The sequence below is a fragment of the Streptosporangium sp. G11 genome, from assembly GCF_051192615.1.
GTDB lineage: Bacteria > Actinomycetota > Actinomycetes > Streptosporangiales > Streptosporangiaceae > Streptosporangium.
Map to the genome: position 1 here is coordinate 68686 of NZ_JBPJUQ010000019.1, position 20168 is coordinate 88853.

Sequence of the window (20168 nt, forward strand, 5' to 3'; positions counted from 1 at the left end):
GCGGCGCCTGGTGAAAAAGTACGACGGCCGCCGTCGCCCGTGCCATCCGCTCAGCGCGGGTTCCATCCATCTGGCGCGGACATCCGGCTGCGGGACGCGTACCGTCAGTCGCCGCGCAGCGTCTGTGACGGCGCCCGGCCGTATCGGGCGCGGTAGAGGGCGGCGAAGCGCCCCTGGTGCGGGAAACCCCAGTGGGCGGCCACGTTCGTCACGGTGCACCTGGCGGGATCGCCCGCCGTCAGCTCGTCGTGGACCCTGCCCAGGCGCACATCCCTGAGATAGGTCATCGGGGTCAGCCCGAGATGGCGGCGGAAGCCCTCCTGGAGCGAGCGACCGCTGACCGCCACGGCGCGCGCGACGTCGTCGGTCGTCAGCGGCAGGTGGGCGTGGTCGTCGATGTACCGCGTCGCCCGGCGCACCACCTTGGGCAGGGCGGGGGGCCGGGGGGCGTTCAGCCGCTCCAGGTAGTTGGACGGCTGCCCGGTGAGCAGGGAGGAGAGCATGGCGTTCTCCAGGTGGGCGATCGCCAGCGGCTGCGCGGCGAGCCCGTCGCCGTGCTCGGCCTCCCTGACGATCAGGTCGGCCATGGCCTTCCAGGCCCGCGCCCAGCCGGCGGTCATGTCCATGCCCAGGCCGAAGACGAGCGGCCGGTCGAGCCGCTCCCCGAGCATCCGCTCCAGGGCGTCCTCGACGGCCGGCCGGTCGAATTTGACGATCAGCTGGGGGCAGCCCGCTCCCCAGCGCATGTCGAGGTACTCCGACGGCGACGGCAGGGACGCGAGACCGGGCGTCGACACGATCTCCTGGCCGCCGCACCGGATCAGGCTGCGCCCGGCCAGCGGGATCTGCACCAGGAAGAAGGAGTCGAGCTCCCCCGGCTCGATGCGGACGTCCGCCCCGTAGTCCAGGTAGTTCACCCGCACGGTGCCGAGCTGGACCGAGTTGAGCCGCGCGGCCAGCCGGGAGAGGTCACCGGCGAGCTCCAGCCGGTGGGGGCAGAACACCCGGGCCACCAGGTCGCGGGCCTCGTCGAGGTCCGCGGTGTCGAAGACCGGCCGGTTGCCGAGCGGGACCGGCCCTCGCGTCTCGCCCATCGACACTCCAACCCTCTGCCCGTACGTCCCCGCACGTGCCGTCGCATGCGTACGGCGACGCGAGATCGCGCGCGGCCGATCCCCACATGATCTACCGGCCGGACCCGGCCGACTATGGAGAATTACGCAAAGACGCCGGGGACCGTGTCCGATAGTGGACACGCCTCGCGGACGAGGCGCGCCGAGTCCGCGTGAGCCATCGCGGATCACCACGAAAAAGGGCTCCGTTCACCGCCCCACGGGATTCCCTCCTGTCACGCGTGGTCCGACGCGGAGTCAGGCGCACGGATCGAGGGGGGGCGTGTCGCCGCCGTATCGCCGCCATTCGGCGGGCGACGGGCCGCCGCCGATCGCGCACGCCGCTGCGAGCGGGTCGCGGATCACCCGGACCAGTTCCGCGATGTCCCACAGGACGGTACGGCTGGTGTTGTCCTGAGTGAGCAGCGCGTCGCCGCCCGGGTGGAACTCGACGGGCGAGACCGGCAGCCCGTGCCCGGTGAGCACGGTGATCTGACGGGGTGATTCCGGGATGGTGATGTCCCACAGGATCGTCGTCTCGTCGAAGCCGGCCGTGGCCACCAGCGGGGCCGTCCGAGAGAACGCGGCGGTGTACACCGACGAGGTGTGCTGTTCCATCGAGGCCAGCCAGACCGGGTCGGAAGGGACGGTGATCCGCCACAACCCGGCTGTCCCGTCGTCGGAGGCCGTGACCAGAAGGGCGCCGTCCGGGCTGAAGACCACGTCGTAGACCTCTCCGGTGTGCCGCTGCGGCAGGACGGCCCGCCGTTGGGGCGCGGCGGGGTCGCCGACGTCCCACAACTCCACCTGGCCGGCGAATCCGGCCAGGGCGAGCAGGGTTCCGTCGGGGCTGAAGGCGGCCTCCCGGTTGTACTCGCGCGGGATGCGGGCGAGCTGGCGCGGGTTCTCCCCCACCTGCCAGAGGATGATGTCGTGGCCGTACTGGTTGGTGGTGACGGCCACCCGGCCGTCGGGGCTGAGCTCGAGCGAGTACACCGGCTGCCCGGTGAACAGCGTCCCCAGCAGCACGGGGTCGCGCGGGTCGTCCAGGTTCCACACGTAGGCGGCCGTCGTCGGGGCGTTGCCCGAGTTCACGCCGATGAGCGCGCGACGGCCGTCATGGCTGACCGCCGGCGCTCCGAGCACGCCGCTGGACAACACGAAACTGCTGAGCCGGACCGGCGCGAGGGGTTCGGAGGTGTCCCACACGGTCACGCCGTTGGCGTCCTGCCGTCCGCCGAGCCCGATGCGGCCGTCACCGCTGAAGGCGTTGATCCCGGTGTTCGCGGTGGGCGAGGGCCCGAACGGGCCGTGCGCGACCGGGCGGGCGGCGGGACGCAGGTCCCAGATGACGGTGGTGCGGTCGAGGCTGCCGGTGGCGATCCGGGTGCCCGCCGCGTCGACCGCGACGCCGGTCAGGCCCCGTGCGTGTCCGGTCAGCCGGTCGAGCCGCACCGGTTCGGCCGGTTCGGAGACGTCCCACATCACGGCGGTCCCGTCGTCCGCGGCGCTGAGCATGGTCCGTCCGTCGGGGGTGAACGTGACGCCCCGGACGGCGGAGGTGTGCCCCTTCAACGTGCTGACTTCGACCGGCCGGTCCGGGTTGGTGACGTCCCACAGGACCGCGCCGGCGTCCTCCCGGCCGACCGCGAGCAACCGGCCCCGGGGTGCGAAGGCGGCCGCCCACGTGTCGCCCGTGGCGGTGCCGAGCGGGGCACGCGGCACGATGTCCGCGGGGTCGCGCACGTCCAGGAGCCGCGTCGCCCGGTTGGTGGCCACGGCGAGCAGGGCCCCGTCCGGAGAGAGGGGCAGGGCGTGGACGGGGCCCGCCGCCTCATAAGAGGCGATCTGTCGGGGTTCGTCGGACAGGTCCCAGATGATCACCCGGTGGTCCCACGAGCCGGTGGCCAGCCAGCGCCCGCCGGGGCCGAAGACGGCGCTGCGCACGTTGGCGTAACGCGTCGGGTGCGAGCCGTGCGGCTGGGACAGGTGGATCCGGCGGGGGGCGCGCAGGTCGCGGATATCCCACAATGTCAGCCAGCCGAACCAGTGGCCGAGCGCGAGCAGCCGCCCGTCGGCGCTCATGGCGACCGCCGAGACGCCGCCCATGTGCGACCCGGCGTCAGGCGACGGGTCGGGCGCGGAACCCAGGCGAGCGGGTGCGGCCGGGTCGGAGACGTCCCAGAAGGTGACCGTGGCACCCGCCGCCGTGGCGATGACGCCGGGCGACCGTGGGTGGTAGGTGGTGAACACGGGGAACTCGGGGTCGGTGATCGATCCGGCGTACCGGTTCTCGGCGAGGGAACGGACCAGACCGGCTCTGGCCTCCGGTTGCCCCGCGTCGAGGGCGTAGGCCGCCGCGCCCAGCCGCAGTGACAACCCGGCCCGGACCTGGCGTTGCTCCTCGGCGGAGAACAACAACGCGCGCTGACCGGCGGCCTCGCGCTGCACGACCTCGCCCCGCCACGAGAGCACCGCGACCAGGAGCATGGCCAGCACGACCGCACCGGCCAAGGCCAGCCGCACCAGCCGCCGCCGTGACCGCCGGGTGCTCGCCGCGAGGAAGGCCGAGGCCGTCGCGCTGAGCTGGTCACGGTTCCGGCGGCCCCAGTCGACGGCATCGTGCAGCCTGGCCCCCTCGTAGAGGTGGTCGGGCGGACGGTGACCCTTCTCCCAGTCACTCGCGGCACCCTCCAGGTTCTGCCGCAGGACGAGCTCCTCCCGGCTCTCGGAGATCCACTTCTTCAGCAGATCCCAGTCGTTGATGAGGGCGTCGTGGATGAGTTCCACCATGCCCTCGTTGATCACGACGAGCCGGGCCGCGACCAGATGTTCCAGCACCCGCCGTCGTGGCCCCGGACCGGCGGGCAGCAGCCCCGCCAGTGGAACCGGCCGCCGGTGGGCGCGGAACTCCTCCACCCGCACCAGGCTGACGATCAGGCCGCGGGCGATCTCCGCCCCCTCGGAGCCCAGGCCGTCGATGGTCTCGCCGGCGGTTTTGGTGAGGGCGCCGACGATTCCACCGCTGGCCTCGTACCCGGCCAGGGTCAGGGTGCGGTTCTCCCGGTGGGTCCAGGTCGACAGCAGCGCGGTGGCCAGCAGCGGCAGACCGGTACCCGAGGTGACCTGGCCGATCTCCCGAACGATCCGGTCCGCCAGCCCTTCGGCCACGGCCAGCCCGGCTCGGGCGGCAGGCTCGGTGATGGCCTCGCGCAGGTCTTCGTCGGTCATCGGGGCGACGATCACCGGGTGTCCCATCGCGGGCACCAGCTCCGGGTAGGGTGCGCACCGGTCGAAGTGGTCACCGCGCAGCGCGATCACGACCCGCAGCCCGGCCAGCGCCGATACGAATACGGTCCGGTCGCGCTCCGACTCGCAGACGGTGAACAGTTCCTCGAACTGGTCGACGATCAGGACCTGATCCGGTCGCAGCACCCGCCTGACGGCGTCGAGCCGCCCGAGCGGGTCGGCGCCCGGCGTGATGGTTCGCGATCCGCCCTGCAGCGCCGCCGCCAGACCGGCGTTGAGCAGCGAGGACTTGCCTGACCCCGACGGACCGGTGACCATGATCATCTCGCCGGTGCCGAGGTTCTCGACCCGGCCGAGCAGGATCGCCCTCAGTTTCGAGCGACCGAAGAAGAGGTCGGCGTCGGCGGCCGAGAACGGGGCCAGGCCCGGATAGGGGCTGGCGTGCCCGTCCTCGGCCGGAGGTGGGAGCGGGGAGCCGGACCTCACAGCCGGGTAGGCGGGGTTGATCATCACCGGGCGGGTGTCGAGGTGCCCGGCGACCTTCCGTTCCGGCACCGGCAGGGCGCGTTCCCGCATCCGCCTGGCCAGCCAGCCGAACACGTCGTCCACGCCGAGCCGCCGGGGCGCGCGCTTCTCGCCCTCGGTGAGCAACCGGATCAGCTCGCCGGTGAACGTGGTGTGCCGGTCACCGGGTGGCGCCCAGGCCACCACGTCGTGGCCCACCGCCGCCATCACGAAGTGCCCCTGCCGCCCCGCCAAGACGTCCACGACCTGCCCGGCCCGTACGTCGGCGCGGCCCGCGTAGCAGCAGTCGAGCACGACCAGCACCAGAGGGGCACGGCACTGGGCGAGGATGTCGCGCACCGCGTCGTAGGGCAGCGTCTGGAAGCTCGCCACCTGCGGCACCAGGTCAGCGGTGGCGTGGGTGGCCAGGTGCAGCCGGTTCTCGGTGTCCACCAGTCCGTGCCCGACGTAGTGCAGCACCGCCACGTCGGTGGCCTCCTCGGCGAGCGCCCGCAGCGCGTCGGCGAACTCGCGCGGCCCGGCCGGATCGACCAGCGATCGCAGGTTCTCCGGCGGCAACCCCGCCTGTTCGGTCAGGCAGCGCCCGAGATCGGCAACGGTGCTCGCGACCGCGCCGACCTCCGGCAGTTTCGAGCCGGGCTCGTACGTGCCCGACCCGGCCACCAGCACCCGGACCCCGCTCCCCGACAGCAGGGTCGCGTCCTCAGCCACCCTCGGCGGGTCCCAGCAGCTCTGCCATCCGCGCCGTCACCTCCCGCAGCTCGTCCACCCGCAGGGACCGCACCCCCTTGGCGGTCACCTCGATCTCCCGCTCCCCGTTGCGGATCCGGACGGTGACCTCGGCCTTGCGGGTGTTCAACCAGGCGATGACCACCCCGGCCGCGGTCGCCGCCGCACCGCCGGAACCGAGCACGAGTTGCAGCAGGTCGACGGACCCGCCCAGCTCGTGCGCGGCCGGGGGCCTGGCCGCCAGGTGCACGTTCCCCCGCAACCCGGCCTCCTCGACCAGCCAGGCACGCAGGTTCCGCAGCTGGTCGGAGTCCGACCCGGGCATTTCCACGATCACGGTCACGGTTCATCCCTCGCCGTCGGTCCAAGCCGGTCCAAGTGCCCGCAGTGTGCCGGTGCCCCGGCCGCCGAGCATGTCCTCGTACTGCGATTCGTAGTCGACGAGCCCCGCGCCGTTCACCGTGAACGGGGCCGCCGCCGAACTCGCGAAGGCCAGGTACGTGTGTCCTCCGGGGAACAGGCGCAGCGGCTGGGCCACCCGGGTCTCCCTCCAGCCCGCCCCCGCGACGCCGAAGTGGGTGTAGGTCACCGCCGTCGCGTCGACCGTGACCGCCAGGCCGGTCGCGGCCACCCTCGCCGTGCCCGTTCCGGTGAGCCGCTCCGACCACTCGGCGTCCACCTCGATCAGGCCGTCGGCGGTGACCCGGAACCGCGGGCTGGGTGTGCTCACCCCGGCGGCGATGTAGGCGTGGGAGCCGGGGAACAGGCGCAGGGTGCGGGGTTGCCGGGCGTCGTGGTGGCCCGCCGCGGTGACGCCGAAACTGGCGTAGGACAGGCCGGTGCCGTCGACGGTGATCGCGTGGCCGCGCGCGGTCAGCCGGTCGGTACCGTCACCGGTGACCATCCCGTCGTAGGTGGGGTCGTAGTCGATCAGCCCGCCGCCGGTGACCCGGAACGGCACGCTGGTGACGCCGGCGACGACGTAGCTGTGCGAGCCGGGGAACAGCCGCAACGTCTGCACCTGGCGCGCGTCCCACCAGCCCGTTCCCGACACGCCGAGGTTGGCGTAGGACAGGCCGGTGCCGTCGAAGCCCACCGCGTGCCCGCGCGCCGTCAGCGTCGCGGTGCCCCGGCCGGCCAGCAGTCCCGGATCGTCGTAGTCGACCGTGCCTTCGGCCGTCACCCGGAAGCCCGCGCCCACTCCTCCGACCGGAACCAGGTATGTGTACTCGCCCGGCGGCAGCGACAGCGTCTTGGCGGCCCGGCCACCGTGCCAGCCGTGTCCGGAGACGCCGAAGTCGGTGTACGACAACCCGGTCGGGTCGATCGTGATGGGATGCGTGACCGTCGGCGCCACGACCTGTGTGGTCCGCGCGGCCTCGTTGTTGCCGCTCACCGGGTCGGGTCCGGAGATGTCGTCCACCGAGACCCGGGTGGTGAGCGCGGCGGTGGTTCCCGGGTTCACCCGGACCGTGATGCCGACCTCCCGAGAGGCTCCCGGGAGCACCGTGCCGATCCGGCAGGTGACGGTGCGGCCCGAGACGGGACACGCCGGGTTCGTGCCGGCCGGGGTGACCGTCGTGGGCAGCGTGCCGGTGAGCACCACCGACATCGCCGGGTTGCGGCCGTGGTTGGTGACGGTGGCCGTGTAGACCAGGCGGGTGCCCGAGATGACCGGATCGTGGTCGGCGGCGAGCGTCACCCCGAGATCGGTGGTGGTCTTCGCCCGCCGCACGGTCGCGATCTCCTCACGGGTCGGTGAGAGTTCCGGTTCGGACGACCCGGCTTGGCCGATGAAGTGCCGGAACGGCAACGAGATGTGGGCCCAGTCGTCGTGACCGTGCAACAGGTCCTGGTCGGAGGTGTTGGAGGCGCAGTCGCGCGGCAGGCCGTTGACGCTGTCGGCCGTATTGATGTTGACGAACGGCATCAGCGGCATGTTGAACGGATCCCAGTCGGTGGGCCGGTCGAGCCGGTTCCCGCCCTTGCGGCCGGTGGAGTCGACGAACTCGAACCGGTTGTCGTGGTCGGTGGGATCCAGGACGGCCGTCTCGCTGAGCATGGCCTCGTTCAGGGTCGGCAGCCTGGCCTGGCCCCGGGCCAGGCCGTTCAGGCCGAGGCGTGGCGGCGAGAAGTCGATGATGGAGCGACCGGTCACCCGGGAGATGCCCGCGCCGTGGTCGTAGTTCATGACGCTGACGTAGTTGGGCTTGCAGTTCACCGGCACGTTGCCGCCGTGGTCGAGGTTCAGGTTGTGGCCCAGTTCGTGCATGATCGTGGCCGGTTCGCCATCATGGATGATCATTTCGTTGCCGCCGTGCTGGCCTTTGCCTCCGGAGGCGCAGCCCGCGGGTGCCGCCGACTGGATCCCGTAGTGGAACACCTGGCGACGGGTGAGGTGGAAAGCGGTGTTCCGGACGGCCGCGAAGTCGTCGTCGAGGCCGCAGGCGCCGACCGAGGGGAACACCTGGCCGCCGCGCCGGTCGTCCGGGTGGAGCGGGTCGCCGACCAGGCAGTCCTCGTCGTTCGCGTCGGCGCGTCCGTCTCCGTCGTCGTCCGCGCCGTTGCCGCACGTGGCCGGTGTCGGCGGGTCTTCCACGTGGGCGTCGAGACTGACGCAGTCGGGATCGGCCCCATCGGCGAAGCCGTCTCCGCCGTTGTCCCCGCCGTCGGCGCAGGTGTAGTCGGGCACGCCCTCACTCGCCGTCGGATCGACCCGGTCACCCGCGTCGACGTGCAGGGTGATGCCGGGCCGGCCGTCGGGGTTCGGCGGGGCGGCGACGCCCGGGACGCCCCGGCGGTTGGGGAGCTCATCGGCCAAACCGCCCGCGTCCGCAGGAGCCGCGGCGAAGGCCCTTCTCACGGCGCTGATCCCGGCATGGGTCGGTGCCTGGCCCTCCTGCCAGTCGAGTTCGAGGAAGATGTCCTTGTGCCGGGGGTCGGCGCCCATTTCAGGGAAGTTGACGTCGACCCGGTGGTCCGGGTCGTCGCCGTCGTACCCGTGGATCTCCCAGTCGTTCCTCAGGCCGTCTCCGTCGGCGTCGGCGTCCGACGTGCTGCGGGCCTGGTTGGTGTTCCAGACGCGGTTGGCGTTGATGTCGAAGCGGTTGAGGACCTGGTCGCCGGTGGGCGGTGAGGCGAAGTAGGTCCGCCCGGAGTCCGCGTCGAGGATGACCATGCCGGCCAGGTCCCAGTTGTCGGCGTCGATCTCGTAGTTGTTGTCCCGTGAGACGTGCTCGAACTCGAAGCCCTGCACCAGGTCGCGCCGGGGCACGCAGGGCGTGAGGGTGCCGGTCCATTCGAAGGTGGCGCCGCCGTGGTCGCCGGTGCCGCCCCGGTGGAACGGCTCGGGGTCGGGTTCGCCGTCGCCGTCGGAGTCGTCGAAGACGACGGGACGACCGGCCAGGCGGATGATCTCGGTGGAGTCGTCGCGGATTCCGTCCTCGAAACCGGTGCTGACGGCGAACGTCAATCGGCAGATCGCGGCCGCGGCCTTTTCCTCGACGGGATTCGCCGAATTGGAATTCCAGGTCTGGAACTGGTTCTTGTAGAAACGGTGCAGCCGCCTTCCCGGATGGCCCGCCCGGAAGAACACGTGACCGGTACCGGCGTCCGCGACGGCGAACGTCCGCAGGTCCCAGTTGTCGGCCCCTTCGGCCTCGGTGACGTGCCGGATCGTGAAACCGCCCGCCAGGGCCGATCGCGGCGCGCACGCGGGCAGCCGGGCGTCCCAGGTGAACTCGGCGTTGGCGCTGTCGCCCGTGCCACCCTGGTGGAACGGGTTGGCGTCGGGTTCGCCGTCGCCGTCGGAGTCGGTGAAGACGAAGTCCTGCCCGGCCAGGCTGACGATCTCCCTGGAGTCGTCCCGGAGACCGTCCTTGCCGGTGCCGACGGTGAACCGCACCGAGCAGATCGCGGACGGGTCGACGGCGTGGGCCACGCGGGGCACGATCAGCAAAGGAAGACATAAAGCGATAACGGCCATAAGCCGGGCACGCAGGGCCATCAAGAGCTCCTCGGCGGGTGGTCGATCACCCTACTTTCGCAAAACTTCGCGATATTCAAAGCCTTTTGTTGACGATGCGGACCGAATAGCGATTTTTGTCACCCCAGCGTGAGTCCCAAAACGGCGTTGACGCTCGGGCTCCGGAACGTGTCCACGTCGTGCGACACCGGCTGAATCCCTGGACTTCGCTCATTTCCAGTCCCACCGCCGGTTGTTTCCCCCGTGGCAGGTCCACTGGCCGGCCCGAGCCCAGGACTTCGAGGCGCTTACCGCTGTGGAGGCCGCGCGACCGGGTGTTTCATGAGCGGCCACTTACGAAACACGCCTGGGCGGCCACGGCGATCACATTTCGTAGCCGCGGTTATGGAGGACTGCTTCGGAGCCGGTGGCACGGACCCGAATGGAAAGCCCTCCGTCGGGCGACGACATGTGGCCCGGCTTTGCCGTGGCTTTCATCCGCCGGTCCTACCGTGTGCTGGTGACGTCTTTTCACCGGTACCTCGCCGAGGAGGTCGCGGTCGACCACGCGGAAGGGATCATCCCTCGGCGCGAGGCGCTGCACCGCCTGACCCTTCTCGGCCTGGCGGCCCCCGCCGCCGACGCACTGCTCGCGGCCTGGGGGGCCGACCGGGGAGCCGGTCGGGGAAACGCGGCCACACCCGCCGACACGATGTCCACCTCGACGTCCACCTCGACGTCCACCTCGACGTCCGGTACCGCGACGGCGTCCACCGCGCCTCCGGACGGGGCCCCACCCCCGGCCCCCTCGCCCCTGCCGACCGAGGAGATCATCTTTCCCGGCACCGAGACCGGCGTCACCCTGCGGGGCGTGTGGGCCGCACCCGTGGCACCCCGGGGCGCGGTGCTGGTCGTCCACGAGAACCGCGGGCTGACCGATCACATCCGGTCGGTGGCCGGGCGCCTGGCGGCCGACGGCTACTGCGCGCTCGCCATCGACCTGCTCTCCCGCGAGGGCGGCACCGCCTCCTTCGAGGACCCGGCGCAGGCCACCGCGGCACTGGGGCGCATCTCCCCCGAACGCCTGGCCACGGACATGAAGGCCGCCCTGGGCGAGCTGGAGCGGGGCGCCGCCGGCAAGAGGCTCGGCGTCACCGGTTTCTGCTTCGGCGGCGCCATGACCTGGCTGCTGCTCTCCTCGGACGAGCCGCGCCTGTCGGCGGCCGTCCCGTTCTACGGCCCGCTCCCCGACGACGCCGACCTCTCCGGGTCGAGGGCCGCCGTCCTCGCGATCTACGCCGAGCGGGACGACCGGGTCAACGCCACCCGCGACGAGGCCAGGACCGCCCTGGAAAGAGCGGGCCTGGAACACGAGATCGTGACGTTTCCCGGCGTCGACCACGCCTTCTTCAACGACACCGGCCCGCGCTACGACGCCGGCGCCGCCACCGAGGCGTACCGGCGCGTCCTGGACTGGTTCGGCCGCCACCTGGGCTGAGCGTCCCGTCACCCGCCTGCCGCCGACGCCCCGACGACGTCGCGCGCCGTGGCGGTCAGCGATCGCTCACTCCAGGAGGGCTCCCCCCGCCACCTGTCCTGAGCGTCCCCGCGCCCACACTCTCCGCCCGCCCCGGTGGCCCGGCGGGCACACCCGGCTCACACCGAGGCACACTCGGCCCACGCCAAGACACGCCCGGCTCACACCGGGGCGCGCTCGGTGGAGATCCCCCCTGGCAGGCCGGTCACGACGACCTCGCCCTCCCGGTCGACGGCCGCGCTCACCTCCGCTCCGGCGACCCGCAGGCCGCGTACGGAGACCGCGCCCAGGGGGGCGCCGGCGAGCGGGCGCAGCAGCATCCGGCCCTCGGGCACGTCGGGGTAGAGGCCGAGTGCCGCGTGCACGACGGTCACCGCGGCGGCGGCGGACCACGCCTGCGGGCGGCAGGCGGCGGGGTAGGGCACGGGACGGCCGAGCGCCGAGCGGTCGTCGCCGCCGAACAGCTCCGGCAGCCGGTAGCCAAACGTCTCTCCGGCCGCGAGCAGCCCCTCGGCGAGGGTCGCCGCGTGCGTGGCGAATCCCGCGCGGGCCAGCCCGGCGACCACGATCGCCGTGTCGTGCGCCCAGATCGATCCGCAGTGGTAGGACAGCGGGCTGAAGCCGCCCGCGTCCGCCGACATCGTCCGCAGGCCGAAGCCACCGGCCATCTCCGGGGAGACGAGGAGGTCGGCGATCTGAGCCTCCTCGGCCCCGGTGAGCAGGCCGGTGCCGAGCAGGTGCCCGATGTTGCTGGTCAGCGCGTCGACCGGGCGCTTGTCCCGGTCCAGGGCGAGGGCGGGGAACCTGCCCCTCGGCCCGTCCACCCAGAATCGGGCCCGGAAGCGCTCGGCCAGCGCGGCGGCGTGCTCGCGCCAGCGGGCGGCGCCGGGGCGGCCGAACGCCTCCAGCAGGTCGGCGCCCTGCCTGGCCGCCTGGTGGGCGTAGCCCTGGACCTCGACCAGGGCGATCGGCGGCCGGGCCTGGCGGCCGTCGTGGAAGCGCAGCGCGTCGCCGGAGTCCTTCCAGCCCTGGTTGGCCAGCCCCCGGCCGCTGGTGTCGACGTACTCGATGAAACCGTCCCCGTCGGGGTCGGCGTGCCCGCCGAGCCAGCCGAGGGCGGCCTCCAGGTGGGGCAGCAGCGCGGCGATCTCCTCGGCGGGGGCGCCCCAGCGCCAGGCATCGTGCAGCAGGCTGATCCACAGCGGCGTGGCGTCGATCGTGCCGTAGTAGGTGGCGGGCAGGTGCAGGCCGTTGCCCTCGACCGCGAACTCGTGGCGGCGCAGCTCGTGCAGTATCTTCCCGGGGGCCTCTCCGGAGCCGGGGTCGATCTTCGTTCCCTGCCTGCGGGCCAGCACCCGCAGGGTGCCCATGGCCAGCTCGGTGCCGAGCGGCAGCAGCATGCGGGCGGCCCAGATGCTGTCGCGGCCGAAGAGGGTGAGGAACCAGGGCACTCCCGCGCCGAGGAAGGCGTCGCCGGGGGCGGCGGTCTCGGCCAGCCGCAGCGAGCGCAGGTCGTCCATGGACTGCTCGAAGAGCCTGCTCAGCCGGTGGTCGGCGGCGACGATCCGGGGCTCCCCCTCCCCCACCGCCCACTCGGCGGGGCGGGCGGGCGCGGTCACCACGGCCTGCGGGTCGCGCACCTCGACCCTCCAGGACAGCGTGACCCGGCCGCGGGGTGCCAGCTCGACCGGCCAGTGCAGGAAACCCGTGCGCGCGTACTCGGCGGACTCGGCCCGCGCGCCCGCACCGGTCGCCACGACCCGGACGCCACCGGAGTTCCAGGAGATCTCACCGGGCGCGGTGCACTCGGCCGCGGCCTCCGCGGTGTCGCCGCCGGACTTCACCACCTCGATGGGGGCGAAGTCACACCCCAGCTCCAGGGTCACGACGGCGGCCACGGGGACGGTGGCGCTGGAGACGATCTCGACACGCTCCTCCATGCCACCCGCTACGACCTGCCGGAACCGCTCGATCCGTACAGTGGGATCGGGGGTGGGATCACCCAGCCATCGGGCCAGCGTGACGAACCTGGTGGCCCCCGGCCCCTGCGGGGCGTGGCCGACGACCTCGGGCTCCCGGCCGTCGATCGTCAGGGTGGCCTGCGACAGGGCGCGGGAGTCCGCGTGGAACACGCCCTGGACACCGGCCGGGCGGATCTGCCCGTCGCCGCCGCTCAGCGCGACGGTCGGCGCCAGCACGGTGCCGACGAGGTCGTGCAGCAGGGGCTGGAGACGGTGGGCCGCGGTGGAACCGGCCACCGTGTCCGCCTGGAGGGTGGGGGATGAGGCGTCGTCGAGCACGACTGACTCCCTGAGATCGTGTCGAGCCGGTGACGTCTTGACAGACGACGGCCGGGGGGTGCACATTGCGAAACATTCTCTTTACTTGAACGATCCAACCATTACGCTCCGTTTACTTGAACGATCCAATCATGCCCCATGTTCCTTTGAACGTTCAAACCCTCAGAAAGGTGCAAATGGTCACAAAGGTGACGATCACTGACGTCGCACGCCGCGCCGGGGTGTCGCGCCAGACGGTCTCGAACGTGCTCAACAGTCCCGAGCTGGTCCGTGAGGAGACCCGCGACCGGGTGCGGGAGGCCATCGAGGCGCTCGGCTATCGGGCCAGCCAGGCCGCGCGGCAGATGCGGACCGGCCGCTCGCGGCTGATCGCCACGCGCATCGAGCCGGACCGGGACGGGATCAACGGCTCGGTCCTGGACCGGTTCCTGCACGGGCTGACCGCCTCGGCCGCCCGCGCCGGATACCGGATCCTGCTCTACGCGGCGGGCGACGAGCGTTCGGAGATCGACACCTTCGACGACCTGGTCGGCAGCCACGAGCCGGATGCCTTCGTGCTCACCAGCACCTACCACGGCGACGGCCGCCCCGCCTGGCTGCGCGAGCGGCGGCTGCCGTTCGTCACGTTCGGGCGGCCCTGGGGAGACGCCGGAGACGCGAACGGTGTCTCCGGCCGCGAGACGGCCGCCGACCCGGGGCACCCCTGGGTCGACGTGGACGGCGCGGCGGGCACCGCGGCGGCCACCCGCCACCTGCTCGACGCGGGTCACCGGCGGATCGGGTTCCTCGGCTGGCCGCCCGGCTCCGGCGTGGGCGACGACCGCAGGTCCGGCTGGGCCGGGGCCCTCACCTCCGCCGGGATCGACCCGGCCGGACTGGACCAGGCCACGGACGACGGGGTGGCCGACGGCGAGAAGGCGGCCCGCGACCTGCTGCGCGCCGAGCAGCCGATCACTGCGCTGGTCTGCGCCAGCGACTCGCTCGCCCTCGGCGCGCTGCACGCCGTCCGTTCCCTCACGGCCTCGGGACAGCTGACCGCCTCGGGACGCCTGACGGCCGAGGGACGTCTCACGGTCGCGGGGCAGGCCGGCGGCGAGGAGGGCCTCCCGGTCCGCGTGATCGGCTTCGACGACACGCCGGTGGCGAAGGCGGTGGGGCTCAGCAGCGTCAGCCAGCCGCTGGCCGAGGCCGCGGCCGGGTGCGTCGGCCTGCTCACCCGGCTGTTCGACCCGCCCTCCCCGGGTGATCCCGGCGCCCCCGGGGCCGATGGGCCCCGCACGCACGTACTGCTCCAGCCCTCCCTGGTCCTCCGGCAGTCGTCATGACCACCTGAATCTCCTTCAGATCACCCCCCGAAAGATTGGAAAACGACGATGGAACAGCCGATCAAGCGGCACGGCCTCCGTACCGTGGCACTCTCCGCGCTCGCCGTGGGCACCCTGGCGACCTCGGCCGCCTGCGGCAGCGGTTTCGACGACTCCGCCGACCAGGGCAGTGCCCCGCAGAGCAGCGGGCCCGCCACCCTGCAGGTGCTCATCGGCTCCTCGGGCGACGCGGAGACGAACGCGCTGCGCGCCGCCGCCAAGACGTGGTCGGCGTCCTCGGGCAGCACCGCGACGATCACCCCCGCCCAGGACCTGACCCAGCAGCTCGGCCAGGCCTTCGCCGGGAGCAACCCGCCGGACGTGTTCTACGTCGACGCCGCGCGCTTCGCCGACTACGCGAGCGTCGGGGCGCTGGAGCCGTACGCGGACAAGATCTCCGACGCCGCCGACTTCTACCCCGGCCTGCGCGAGACGTTCACCTACAACGGCACCTTCTACTGCGCGCCCAAGGACTTCTCCACGCTGGCGCTGATCATCAACGACGACCTGTGGAAGAAGGCCGGGCTCACCGACGCCGACGTGCCGACCACCTGGGAGCAGCTCACCGCGGTGTCCGAAAAGCTCAAGGAGAAGGCACCGGACGTCACCCCGCTCGTCATCGGCGACACGCGCGACCGGGTCGGCGCGTTCATGGTGGGGGCCGGTGGCTGGATCGTCAGCCCCGACGGCAAGCGGGCGACCGCCGACAGCCCGGAGAACGTCGCGGGCCTGGGCTATGTGCAGGGCCTGCTGAAGGACAAGCTCGCCCAGTTCCCCAAGCAGCTGGACGCCGGGTGGGGCGGCGAGGCCTTCGGCAAGGCCAGGGCCGTGATGACCGTCGAGGGTAACTGGATCAAGGGCGCGATGAAGGCCGACTACCCGGACGTCAAGTACAGCGCCCACGAGATGCCGGCCGGCCCCAAGGCCAAGGGCACCCTGTCCTTCACCACCTGCTGGGGCGTCGCCGCCAAGAGCAGGTACAAGGAGCAGGCGATCGCCTTCGTCGAGGCGATGACCAAGGCCGACCAGCAGATGGCCTTCGCCAAGGCGTTCGGCGTGATGCCCTCGCGCCAGTCGGCCAAGGACACCTTCACCCAGGCCTTCCCCGAGGACGCGCCGTTCGTCGACAGCGCCGAGTACGCCCAGGGGCCGGTCAACGCCCCCAGGATGGACAGCGTGCTGGCCGACTTCGACACCGCGATCCAGCAGCTGCCCGCCGGTGACCCCAAGAAGATCCTGGCCAACCTGCAGAAGAACACCCAGGCCGCGCTCGGCAACTGAGTCAGACCGGTGCGCGGCCCCGGCCCTGGAGGGGGCCGGGGCCGCGCACCGGACGTGAGGGAGACTGACGTGGCCGAGACAACGACCGCACCGCGGCGACCCGCGCGCCGCCTTGGCGACAGGGCCAGGGAGAACATCGCGGGCTGGCTCTTCGTGGCGCCGGTGGTGGTGATCCTCGCCCTGTTCATGCTGCTGCCGATCCTGATGGCGCTGTGGGTGAGCCTCACCGACTGGAACGGGCAGGGCAGCCCGTTCCGGGCGCAGGTGCCGTTCGTCGGCGTGGACAACTACACCGCGCTGTTCACCCAGGACAACCTGAGCCGCCTGAACTTCATGACGAGCCTGCGCAACAACTTCTACTACGTGCTGGTGGTGGTGCCCGCCCAGACGGTCCTGGCCCTCGGCCTGGCGCTGATCGTCAACCGCCGGATGCTCAAGGGCAAGACCTTCTTCCGCACCGCGTTCTTCTTCCCCTCGGTGACCAGCTCGGTGGCGATCAGCGTCCTGTTCCTGTTCATCTTCAGCAACTCCGGCGCGGTCAACAAGCTGATCGCGATGGCCGGCGTCGACGGGCCCCCGTGGTTCTCCGACGCGCGAGGCGTGCTGCACCTCCTGCTGGGCTCGGTCGGCCTGGTCGATCCCGAGGCGCCCCCCGAGGCGCTGACCGGTGGCGGCCCGTTCGGGCTGTCGTGGTGGGACTGGCTGTCGGGTCCCAGCGTGGCCATGTGCACGATCATCATCCTGGTCGTCTGGACCACCTCGGGCACGTTCATGCTGATGTTCCTCGCCGCGCTCCAGGACATCCCGGTGACCCTGGAGGAGGCGAGCATGCTGGACGGCGCCAACTCCCGCCAGCGCCTGCGCCACGTGACGCTGCCGATGCTCAAGCCGACCCTGTTCCTCGTACTGACGCTCGGCCTGATCGCCACCTGGCAGGTCTTCGACCAGGTGTACGTGATGAGTCAGGGCAAACCCGCGAAAACCACCCTGACCCCGGCCTTCCTGTCGTACCAGACGGCCTTCAAGGAGCTGGACTACGGCTCCGGCGCCGCCATCTCGTTCATCCTGTTCGTGCTCATCGTGGTGCTGGCGGCGTTCCAGCGGTGGGTCATGCGCGACAGGGACGCCAAGGACGGCCGGAACGCGAAACGCCGCGCGCCGCGCCAGAGGAGGGCATGATGTCCGCGGCCAAGACTCGCGCCGTCCCCGCCCGCCCCGAGGAGCGGGGCGGGATCGGCTCGCTGCTCTCCAGTTTCGGCGGGTACGCCGTCCTGGTCTTCTTCTCGCTGGTCTTCCTCTACCCGTTCGTCATCCAGGTCGCCAACTCGTTCAAGACCGACCCCGACGCCACGGCCAACCCGCTCTCGCCGATCCCCGACCCGGTGACGCTGGCCGGTTTCGAGCGCGTGTTCGCCGACACCGGCATGCCGCTGTGGCTGGGCAACTCGCTGCTGGTGACCGTCGTCATCACCGTCGGCCGGGTGTTCCTCGACTCCCTGGCCGGATACGCGCTCGCCAGGCTGCGCTTCCGGGGGCGCAAGGCGCTCCTCACCGCGGTCGTCGCGATCATGGCGGTCCCGGGGGTGGTGCTGTTCATCCCGAAGTTCCTGGTGCTGAACCAGCTCGGCATCTACGACAGCTACACCGCGCTGATCCTGCCGATCATCGCGGACGCGACCGGGGTGTTCATCATGAAGCAGTTCTTCGAGTCGATCCCGGTGAGCGTGGAGGAGGCGGCGCGGATCGACGGGGCGGGCCGTTTCCGCATCTTCTGGTCGGTGGTGCTGCCGATGGGACGTCCCGCCGTCATCACCCTGACGATCATCTCCTTCCAGAGCAGCTGGAACGAGTTTCCGCACACCCTGGTGGCCGTCCAGGACCCCGGCCTCTTCACGCTGCCGCGCGGCCTGGCCGACCTGGTCAGCGGCTCCCTCGGGCTCGGCACCCAGTATCCGCTCAAGCTCGGCGCGGCGGTGCTCGCGACCATCCCGGTGGCGATCATCTTCGTGATCTTCCAGCGTTACTTCATCCGCGGCGCCAACGAGGGCGCGGACAAGGGGTGACAAGGGGCGAGGGAGGACTGACGGAAGGCCGACGGAAGACAAGGAGTAGCACGCCCGTATCGGGTATGTCTGGATGATGCTCATCTTCGGTTTGCGTACGGTGGCCCATCGGCTCGGGGTGGCGACCCTGCCCTGCCGCAACTGCGGCAACACGGCGGCGCAGGTGCTGTCGCGCCGGGTCACCAAGTTCAGCCTGTTCTTCATCCCGCTGTTTCCGGTACGGACGAGATACGAAATGCAGTGCACCTTCTGCGGTGCCTCGTACACCGTCTCCAAGGACGAGGCGACCCGGCTGGCGGTCCGCTGAGACCCCCGCCCACCTGCACACATAACGGCCTATCAGATTAAAGGGGGAAATTGTCTGAAACAAACAAAGAAGTGTTAATTATTTACATTTGTCGCGTTTCTGCTTTACGGTGCCGAATCAGCCGGTGTCCGAATGGGACCCGGATCCCGATTCTCAAGGAGACTCCGTGCAGAACGCCCGGCCGCGCTCGCACAGCCGGTCAGCCGCGATCCTGTCCGCCGTCCTCGCCGTCCTGCTCCTCGTGCCCGCCCAGGCGGCGGGCGCCCGGTCCGCGGGCCCCCTGGCGGACGCCTTCGCTCGTGCCTCCACCGCGTACGACGTGCCGCGCGACCTGCTCGTGGCGCTCGCGTACGCCGAGACGCACCTCGACGGGCACGACGGCGAGCCGAGCGCGAGCGGCGGGTACGGGGTCATGCACCTGGTCAGCAGCCCCACCGTGCGCGCCCTGGAACGCGCGGCCGAGCTGACCGGCGCGCCAGCGGCGACGCTGAGGAAGGACGACGCGGCCAACATCCTCGGCGGCGCCGCGGTGCTGCGCTCCCACGCCGACGCGCTCGGCCTCGACGCCGCCGCCAGGAAGGACGCCGGGCAGTGGTACCCGGCCGTGGCCAGATACGGCAACGACTCCAGCCCCGAGGTGGCCAGGCTGTACGCCGACACCGTCTACGACCTCCTCGGCAGGGGCGTCCGGGCCACCGTCTCGGGCGGCGAGGTCGTCACGGTCGCGGCGGTGGAACTGCAGGCGGATCGCGGCGTCTACGAGGGCGTGCGGGAACTGGCCGCCAAGGCCCCGAGCCCCGACTACCCGGCCGCGAGCTGGGTGGCCGCCAACGCCGGCAACCGGGCCACCGCGAGCAGGCCCGGAAGCTCCAAGATCGATCGGGTCGTCGTCCACGTCACCCAGGGGGCGTACGCGGGCACGATCTCCTGGTTCCGCAACCCCCGCGCAAAGGTCTCCGCGCACTACGTCGTCCGCTCCTCCGACGGCGACGTCACCCAGATGGTCCGCGACAAGGACGTCGCCTGGCACGCCGGGAACCGGTCCTACAACACCAGGTCGATCGGCATCGAGCACGAGGGGTTCGTCAGCGACGCCTCCTGGTTCACCGACGCGATGTACCGCGCCTCCGCGGCCCTGACCCGCGCCATCTGCGACAAGTACGGCATCCCCAAGGACCGCTCGCACATCATCGGGCACAACCAGGTCCCCGGCGCCACGCACACCGACCCGGGCTCCCACTGGGACTGGGCCAAGTACATGCGGTACGTCACCGGGAGCACCGCCCCCTGGTCGGCGACCGCCGACAACTCCACCTCCGGCGCGTTCACCGCGAGCGCGAACTGGACCGCCTCCACCCAGGCGGCCGGACGCCACGGCCCCGACCACCGCCAGGCGAAACCGGTAACCGCCAGCGACGTCGCCTGGTACCGGTTCGCCGTCCCCGCCGCGGCCACCTACCAGGTCGAGGTCTGGTACCCGGCCGCCCCCGGCCACAACGGCTCCGCCCCGTACATCGTCGCCACCTCCGCCGGGAGCAAGACGGTGTACGTCGACCAGCGCGCCGGTGGCGGCGCCTGGCGAAGCATCGGGACGTTCGCCCTGAAGGCCGGGACGTACAACGCCGTCGGCGTCAGCCGGTGGACCTCCGGCACGGGACTCGTCGTCGCCGACGCCGTACGCCTCACCCGGCTCTGAACCCCCGCACAGGCGCCGGCGCCGCACGCCTGACCGGCTCC

12 protein-coding genes are annotated in these 20168 nt (G+C 71.6%); 7 read left to right on the forward strand and 5 right to left on the reverse strand.

Features of this window, described 5'->3' with window-relative positions:
• Window positions 1–104: 104 nt before the first annotated feature.
• The 4 genes from ACSDR0_RS19855 to ACSDR0_RS19870 all read right to left on the reverse strand — a co-directional run bounded on the left by ACSDR0_RS19855 (window position 105) and on the right by ACSDR0_RS19870 (window position 9555).
• Window positions 105–1094, reverse strand: coding sequence for an AraC family transcriptional regulator (locus tag ACSDR0_RS19855; protein ID WP_435290327.1), 990 nt, complete (start codon window positions 1092–1094; stop codon window positions 105–107).
• A 276-nt stretch (window positions 1095–1370) separates the two neighbouring features.
• Window positions 1371–5597, reverse strand: coding sequence for a caspase, EACC1-associated type (locus tag ACSDR0_RS19860; RefSeq protein ID WP_435290328.1), 4227 nt, complete (start codon window positions 5595–5597; stop codon window positions 1371–1373).
• Complete coding sequence (locus tag ACSDR0_RS19865) at window positions 5590–5958, reverse strand: effector-associated constant component EACC1 (RefSeq protein ID WP_435290329.1); 369 nt, start codon at window positions 5956–5958, stop codon at window positions 5590–5592. Before ACSDR0_RS19865 ends, ACSDR0_RS19860 begins: the two co-directional genes overlap by 8 nt.
• A 3-nt stretch (window positions 5959–5961) precedes the next feature.
• Window positions 5962–9555: a hypothetical protein gene (locus ACSDR0_RS19870; RefSeq protein ID WP_435290330.1), complete on the reverse strand. Its 3594-nt coding sequence runs from the start codon at window positions 9553–9555 to the stop codon at window positions 5962–5964.
• A gap of 544 nt (window positions 9556–10099) precedes the next feature.
• Here ACSDR0_RS19870 and ACSDR0_RS19875 point away from each other — a divergent pair.
• Window positions 10100–11077, forward strand: a complete 978-nt coding sequence (locus ACSDR0_RS19875) for a dienelactone hydrolase family protein (protein ID WP_435290331.1) — start codon at window positions 10100–10102, stop codon at window positions 11075–11077.
• A gap of 200 nt (window positions 11078–11277) precedes the next feature.
• Here ACSDR0_RS19875 and ACSDR0_RS19880 read toward each other — a convergent pair whose 3' ends face one another.
• Window positions 11278–13416, reverse strand: coding sequence for an amylo-alpha-1,6-glucosidase (locus ACSDR0_RS19880; protein WP_435290332.1), 2139 nt, complete (start codon window positions 13414–13416; stop codon window positions 11278–11280).
• 188 nt (window positions 13417–13604) lie between these two features.
• Here ACSDR0_RS19880 and ACSDR0_RS19885 point away from each other — a divergent pair, with 188 nt between their 5' ends.
• The 6 genes from ACSDR0_RS19885 to ACSDR0_RS19910 all read left to right on the forward strand — a co-directional run bounded on the left by ACSDR0_RS19885 (window position 13605) and on the right by ACSDR0_RS19910 (window position 20127).
• On the forward strand, window positions 13605–14741 hold the full coding sequence (locus ACSDR0_RS19885) for a LacI family DNA-binding transcriptional regulator (RefSeq protein WP_435290333.1): 1137 nt from the start codon (window positions 13605–13607) through the stop codon (window positions 14739–14741).
• Between the two features lie 48 nt (window positions 14742–14789).
• Complete coding sequence (locus ACSDR0_RS19890; RefSeq protein ID WP_435290334.1) at window positions 14790–16061, forward strand: sugar ABC transporter substrate-binding protein; 1272 nt, start codon at window positions 14790–14792, stop codon at window positions 16059–16061.
• A gap of 69 nt (window positions 16062–16130) precedes the next feature.
• Window positions 16131–17240: a carbohydrate ABC transporter permease gene (locus ACSDR0_RS19895; protein WP_435290335.1), complete on the forward strand. Its 1110-nt coding sequence runs from the start codon at window positions 16131–16133 to the stop codon at window positions 17238–17240.
• On the forward strand, window positions 17240–18124 hold the full coding sequence (locus tag ACSDR0_RS19900; RefSeq protein ID WP_435290336.1) for a carbohydrate ABC transporter permease: 885 nt from the start codon (window positions 17240–17242) through the stop codon (window positions 18122–18124). The genes ACSDR0_RS19895 and ACSDR0_RS19900 overlap by 1 nt, the downstream gene beginning before the upstream one ends.
• A 76-nt stretch (window positions 18125–18200) precedes the next feature.
• Window positions 18201–18431, forward strand: coding sequence for a zinc-ribbon domain-containing protein (locus tag ACSDR0_RS19905; protein WP_435290337.1), 231 nt, complete (start codon window positions 18201–18203; stop codon window positions 18429–18431).
• A gap of 166 nt (window positions 18432–18597) precedes the next feature.
• A complete protein-coding gene (locus ACSDR0_RS19910) occupies window positions 18598–20127 on the forward strand; it encodes an N-acetylmuramoyl-L-alanine amidase (RefSeq protein ID WP_435290338.1) in 1530 nt (509 codons plus the stop codon).
• Window positions 20128–20168: the final 41 nt, after the last annotated feature.